The 5,775-nt window shown below is 69.7% G+C and carries 6 protein-coding genes and 1 pseudogene; 6 read left to right on the top strand and 1 reads right to left on the bottom strand.

Annotated features, from left to right (window positions below):
- Nucleotides 1-361: 361 nt before the first annotated feature.
- Complete coding sequence (locus ACFW48_RS38250; RefSeq protein ID WP_386323224.1) at nucleotides 362-715, top strand: hypothetical protein; 354 nt, start codon at nucleotides 362-364, stop codon at nucleotides 713-715.
- Nucleotides 712-1,371, top strand: a complete 660-nt coding sequence (locus ACFW48_RS38245; protein WP_386323222.1) for a nucleotidyl transferase AbiEii/AbiGii toxin family protein — start codon at nucleotides 712-714, stop codon at nucleotides 1,369-1,371. The genes ACFW48_RS38250 and ACFW48_RS38245 overlap by 4 nt, the downstream gene beginning before the upstream one ends.
- Nucleotides 1,372-1,402: 31 nt before the next feature.
- On the opposite strand, the gene ACFW48_RS38240 is transcribed toward ACFW48_RS38245, so the two are convergent.
- Nucleotides 1,403-2,281, bottom strand: coding sequence for a glycosyltransferase family 2 protein (locus ACFW48_RS38240; protein ID WP_386323220.1), 879 nt, complete (start codon nucleotides 2,279-2,281; stop codon nucleotides 1,403-1,405).
- 879 nt (nucleotides 2,282-3,160) lie between these two features.
- On the opposite strand from ACFW48_RS38240, the gene ACFW48_RS38235 reads away from it, so the two are divergent.
- The 4 genes and pseudogenes from ACFW48_RS38235 to ACFW48_RS38220 all read left to right on the top strand — a co-directional run.
- A complete protein-coding gene (locus ACFW48_RS38235; RefSeq protein ID WP_386323218.1) occupies nucleotides 3,161-3,925 on the top strand; it encodes a hypothetical protein in 765 nt (254 codons plus the stop codon).
- On the top strand, nucleotides 3,922-4,245 hold the full coding sequence (locus tag ACFW48_RS38230; protein ID WP_386323216.1) for a hypothetical protein: 324 nt from the start codon (nucleotides 3,922-3,924) through the stop codon (nucleotides 4,243-4,245). Before ACFW48_RS38235 ends, ACFW48_RS38230 begins: the two co-directional genes overlap by 4 nt.
- Nucleotides 4,242-4,754, top strand: coding sequence for a hypothetical protein (locus ACFW48_RS38225; RefSeq protein ID WP_386323215.1), 513 nt, complete (start codon nucleotides 4,242-4,244; stop codon nucleotides 4,752-4,754). The genes ACFW48_RS38230 and ACFW48_RS38225 overlap by 4 nt, the downstream gene beginning before the upstream one ends.
- Nucleotides 4,754-5,775, top strand: a pseudogene (locus tag ACFW48_RS38220) (ATP/GTP-binding protein); the annotation flags it as partial. The gene ACFW48_RS38225 and the pseudogene ACFW48_RS38220, both read left to right, overlap by 1 nt.

Below are 5,775 nucleotides of genomic sequence, written 5' to 3'. Positions count from 1 at the left end.
GGTGCCGCAGGCACCCAGGCCGACACCCACCGGCCCGCACCACCCCCTACTACTTCTCCACCACACTCAAACAAAGTCTGACGACTCACCACCCAGCGAATGGCCCACGAACTGCGGAAACTAGGCGGGCTCAGCCCTGCACGTTCCCCCCTTGCCTCCCCCTTGTGGCCTCCTGCATGCCTCCCCCCTTGCATCACCGGAAGGTTCCCCACGCGTCCGCGAATGAGAGGTGCCCTGGCCGGTCCCCAGGCCCAGGTCGGCGGCCCCCAGAGCAAAAGCTGTAGCCGGACGCCGACCTCTCGGAGCAGGGATTGCCGGGTTGCGGTACCAGGGACGGGCGGGGCGCGAGATAATCAGGTTCATGGTCATGCACTCCTCCAGCAGAGCAGCCGAGGTGCTCCACGCCCGGTACGCGAGCCGGCTTCCCGCCTCACTGGAGAAGCTCGCAGGTCCGGAGCACGGGGTGGTCGAGCTGCCACTGCACGTGGCCTGGTCCGGGCTGCGTGCCTACGACCTGGACCGGCCCCGCCTACGCATGGGCCTGTACCGCACAGTCCTCTCCGAGGGGCAGCACGAGGACCTCGTGACCCTGATGAATCGCGACCTCCTTCTGGCCCAGTGGCCCGTCCTTCGTACCCTGGTAAGCAGGCACGTGCGACAGGTCTGGGAGGAAGCTTTTCCCGAGCTCGCGAGCACGGGGTCCGTCGCCGCGTGAAGCTGAGCGCCCTGCATCGACGGCTGCTGGCCGCTGTCATCGACATCGGCGCCCCCTATCCCCTCGTGCTCACCGGTGGGTACGCCGTACAGGCACACGGTCTCGTCGAGCGGCTCAGCCAGGATCTCGACGTCGCCACGGAGAACCCGGCTCCGATGGCAGAGATCGTCACGAGCCTGGAGCAGGGCCTGGCCGCGCAGGGCTGGCAGGTGCGCGTCATCGACATCGACGCGCTCTCGGCCCGGCTTGTGGCTACCGACCCGGAAACCGGCGAGGAGTGCGAGGTGGACATCCTCAAGGAGCACTTCTGGACGGCGCCCGCTCAAACCGAGTACGGACCGGTCCTCGCCTTCGACTCCGTCATTGGGACCAAGGTCCGTGCCCTCGCCGACCGCGGCGCCATCCGCGACTTTATCGACGTACACGCCGCTTCCCGTCATCGCACGACCCATGAGCTAGAGCGTCTCGGCAAGCGACACGGTCGGGACGAATTCCACCTCCACGACCTCCGTGACCGCCTCGCTGGTGTGGATTGGGCCGACGACGACGAGTTCACCGCGTACGGCCTGACCGAGGACGAAACGACTGAACTACGTGCGTGGGCCCAACGCTGGGTGAGCGATCTCGACCAGCGTCTACATAACCACGACGTCTGACTGTGCGAGGGCAGTGCCCTGGGATGCAGGCCTAGATGATCGGAGGCCTTCCCAGCCTGACCATCCGTACGATGGTGCGCCATCGCATCGGCCTGCGGGGGCCAGCGCTCGTCCGCGCCCCTTCGGCGAACCCACCGAACCAGGCCCACAGTCCGGCTGCCGACCGAGTCCGGACCAAGGTCAGCACGATCCACACGCCGAGATAGACGGGAATCAGAGGCGCCGGCAGGTGGCGCTTGGCCAACCAGACCCGATTGCGGGCAGTCATCCGGTGGTAGACCGCGTGACGGGCCGGAGACGTCCTCGGATGCTGGAGCACCAGAGCGGGCTCGTAGAGGATGTCCCATCCGGCGTCCAGACATCGCCACGCGAGGTCGGTCTCCTCATGGGTGAAGAAGAACGCGTCCGGCCAGCCACCTGTCTGCTCCAGCATCTCCATCGAAAGGGCATGGTCGCCGCCGAGGAACGTCGTGACCAGGCCGCGCCGCATCGGATCCTTCGCCCGCAGGCGGGGCACATGCCGGCGCTGGGTCTCCCCCGTCTCGTCCGCGATGCGAAAGCTGACAATGCCGAGACGGTCGTCTTTCTCGTAAAGGTCGGCGATACGGCGAATGACGCCGCTGTCGACGAGGAGCCCGTCGTCGTCCAGGTCCACCAGTACATCGACGTCCCCGAAGCCGCGCAAACGCTGCCAGGCAACGTTGCGGCCGCCGGACACGCCGAGGTTCTCCGACAGCTCTACCCCGACGGCAGCGTCCGGCAGACCGGGCAACGTGCAGCCGTTACCCACTACGACGATTCGCGCAGCGCGCTCGTCCTGCTTGGCAACCGAGTCAAGCAGGGCTCGCAGCTCAGGCATCCGGTCGCCCATCGTCAGCACGGCCACGCCCACCCGCGGTCGGGACACCATCCACCACTTCCTTCCGGACGCCAAGTGAACGGTGAGCGTACCTCCGCCGTACTGCCACACGAGAAGCTGTGGCAGCGATGACCCCGACCCCGCTGATCGGGGACACCTCCCACCCGCAGACCCCTCCCTGAATCCGTACGGAGGCCACAAACTCGCCCGTTGGTCCGACACTCCTCCCGCAGCCATCACGCTCTCGGCGACGCCGACAGTAGGGGTCCAGCCACGCTTCTGCGGGTGCCCGTAATCGGCCCCCTCTCGTCGGCCCCACCCGGAACCGGCACATTGAACTCCTACGGCCCCATCACCTGCGCCAGCGCAGAGCAGCGGGCTGAGGTCAGCTGACTACCCACAGAGTGGCAAGTGCGGTCAGCTGGCGCCGGACTGCTGGACAGGAGCCCCCGGTGACCTCACCGACTGCTGGTGAGGTCACACCCTGCAGGGCTGTGACCTGCGGTGGGGAGGTCGTGGGGAGTCACCACTATGACCGTTTCCCAGCCGTGACGCGGTAGGGGTCGCTGCGGTGATCCGGCCGGGGAGGGTGCCGCCGTTTTGTGGAGCAGAGCACAACTCCTCTCTCCGGAAGGCATAGCCGTGACTCCCGTTCCTCCTGCAGCAAGGCGTCGCCGTTCGAGTCGGCGTGCCCCTGTTCATGGGCCGTCTTTTCGAAAGGTCCGCCCGGAAACCGTTCCGGTCCGGCAGGCCGTTTCTCGCGGCCCTCAGCTGGTCCGCGTTGTTCTGTGTGCCGCCCTCGCGGCCGGGCCCATCGCTTTGGCCGTTGCTCTCTTCGCGCCGCCGACCACGGTGGCGCAGGCCGCACCCGCCCCGCACCGTGATGAAGCGCGCACCCCGGCCGATCCCCGGGGTGCGGCGGAGCTGTTCGTGGACCTGTGGCTCCGCGCCGACGGGACCAACGCCGACAGCAGCATCACGACCGCTGTGCGGAGTCTCGCTCCCGAAGTGGACCTGCCCAAGCGGCCCCGCTCCACCGACGTCCCGGCCGCGGCCGCAGGACGGGTGATCGCCGTCCGTACGACCGTCGGGCCGGAAGCGTGGACGGTGGTGGTCGCGGCCGTCCGGGACCAGACCGAGCCCACAGGCGGTCCGAAGACGGTGGCGCCTCTCGTGCGGTACTACGCGGTGTCCGGGACCGGCGGCACGGAGGGCGTGCCGGTCACTATCGGCGGTGCACCAGCCGAGGTCGCCGCCCCCGACGCGACCGCAGTCGCCGCGCATTTCACCCACCGGGTCCCCGCGGGCGGCACGTTGGAGACGTCCTTGAGCGAGTTCGTCCGTGCCTACCTCGGCGGCGGGCAGAGCGGCGGACTGGAGCGGTACCTGTCGCCGGGGCTGCGGGTGTCTGCGCCGAAGACGGCGCCGTACGTGCGCATCGAGGTCACCGACGTCCTCGCCGACGCCGAGGCCGCCACCGCCACGGCGGTCCCCGCGGACGGGACGAAGGCGCGTGTGCGGATCCGGGTGAGCGGTGAGGACCAGTTGGGCGTCCGGTGGCCGCTGGTCTACCGGGCGGAGGTGACCGCCCGTGCCGGGCGGTGGGAGGTCAGCGCGCTGGAGTCCGGTATCACCGACCTGCCCGCAGGTACAAGCTCCTCCTCCCCTGCGGCCGTCTCGGGCGGTGGGCGATGAACACGCCGAACTCCGTGGTGCTGGCCGGGCAGCTGGACGCGCTCGGCGATTCCCTGATCGGGACCCTGGCCGGCTGGGCCGATAACGGACTCAAGGTCGCGCTGACGCTGGTGGTCGTGGTAACCATCGCGCGGAAGTTCTCTCTCAAGGCCGGTATCGGCGCGCTCATCGCGCTGGTGATCGCCCTGGGCATCTACAACTCGCGTGATTCGCTCGCGTCGATCTTCTCCGACGAGATCAAGAACCCGGCCAAGAGCACCGGCCAGACCGTCGTGGTCGTTACTGCTCCGCACGCCGATGCGGACGGCGGTACGTCGTGAGCAGGCAGGGAGTTGCCCGGGTCTACACCAGCGCGCGCCGGCACCCGTGGGTTCTGGGCAAGCTCGGCGACTGGACGGTGCCGTTCGGCCCGTACACGCCGGCGCAGCTGGTGGTCCTCGGCGGCGGGGCTTTCGCCCTGATCAAGACGTACGCGTTGTGGTCGTGGGCGGGTCCGGTCCCGGTGGTGCTGTGGATCGCGTCGGTGTGGGCGGTGCGCGGTGCGCAGATCGCCGGGCAGAACCCGTTCACCGCGTTCCTCGGCGTGCTGCTCCTGCTCACCCGGCATCCGGCCGGGCGGGTGGGCGGCCGGATCGCCCGCGACCGGCGTCCTTCGTACCTGCGCTGCCGCTTCACCCTCGCGCCGGCCGTTGAGCTGCTCGCAGCACCGGCCGTCGGCACGGTGCCCGTCATCGCCCCTGCGGCAGCTGTGGCTCCGGTGCCGGTTGTTGCGGCGGCTGGTTCGGGTCTGTCGCGGCTGCTGGCTGGCGCCGGACAGGGGGCGGCGTGATGCGGACGCCTTTCAGGCACATCCACGGCCATCTGCTCTGGTCGACCACGTCGCAGGTGTGGGCCCTGTGGCGGGTGACGCCCCTGCCGGGTGGCTACCTTCCCACGCGGGTGCACCAGGAACTCCTTGGCCGGGTCACCTCCCTGGTCCGCTCGATGCCGGGGATGGAGCCGCGCCTGTTCGTGCTGGCGGCCCGTACCGACCCGGGCGAGGTCGCCGAACGCATGGTCGCCGACGTCGACTGGCAGCGCCTGCCCGCGTGGGCGCAGACCTGCGCGGCCGCGGTGGATCTGCTGACCGGTCAGGAGATGCACGAGCGGACCCTGTGGCTCGCCGTCCCCCTCGCGGCGAAGAAGTCCGCCGCCGGTATCTCGCTCGGTGCCCTGTATGCGGAGCTGTCGGCGGCGCTCGATCTGCCGCCGGTGGCGGTGTCGGAGGCGGAGGTGCGAGCTGCCGTGGAGGAGGCCGGGCGGGTGCAGACTTCGCTGGGCGGTGGGCTCGGTCTGCGCCCGGCGTCGCCGGCGGAGATCGTGTGGATGCTCCAGCACGCCGTGCACCGGGGCTTGACGGAGGAGCCTCTGCTGGGCGACGCCGAGCACAGCCCCTTGTTCGGCAGCCGTGTCCGTGACGGGAAGCTGTCCTCTCCCTCGTACGCCGACCTCGGGCAGATCCGACTGGCCGAGGGCGGGCGCAGCCACGCCGAGTCCACGAAGGGTGACAGGACGCCGTGGTGGCGTTCGGGTACGTCCTCGCCGATGGGCCGCAAGTGGCTGCAGGTCGAGTCCGACGCCGGCACCGGCTACCAGGCGCACCTGGTGCTCGCCGAGCTCCCGCCGGCGGTGGCGGTGCAGAGCGCGGATGTCCTGGCGCAGCTGGAGGGACTGCCGTTCCCGGTCGATGTCGCGGTGGACCTGCGCGTGGTGCCGGCGAGGAAGGCGCGGGAGCAGGTTCAGCGCAAGAAGCGTGAACTGCTGGATCAGGCCGAGCAGTACGGGGCGCAGCCCACGGGGATGCCGCATTC

Source organism: Streptomyces sp. NPDC058812 (assembly GCF_042744565.1).
In the GTDB taxonomy this organism is placed as follows: domain Bacteria; phylum Actinomycetota; class Actinomycetes; order Streptomycetales; family Streptomycetaceae; genus Streptomyces; species Streptomyces thinghirensis.
This window is presented reverse-complemented; position numbering and strand designations above follow the sequence as displayed.

Excerpts from the sequence above, each read along its gene's own strand:
- ACFW48_RS38250 (WP_386323224.1), top strand. The coding sequence starts at position 362 with ATGGTCATGCACTCCTCCAGCAGAGCAGCCGAGGTGCTCCACGCCCGG.
- ACFW48_RS38240 (WP_386323220.1), bottom strand. The coding sequence starts at position 2,281 with ATGGTGTCCCGACCGCGGGTGGGCGTGGCCGTGCTGACGATGGGCGAC.
- ACFW48_RS38230 (WP_386323216.1), top strand. The coding sequence starts at position 3,922 with ATGAACACGCCGAACTCCGTGGTGCTGGCCGGGCAGCTGGACGCGCTC.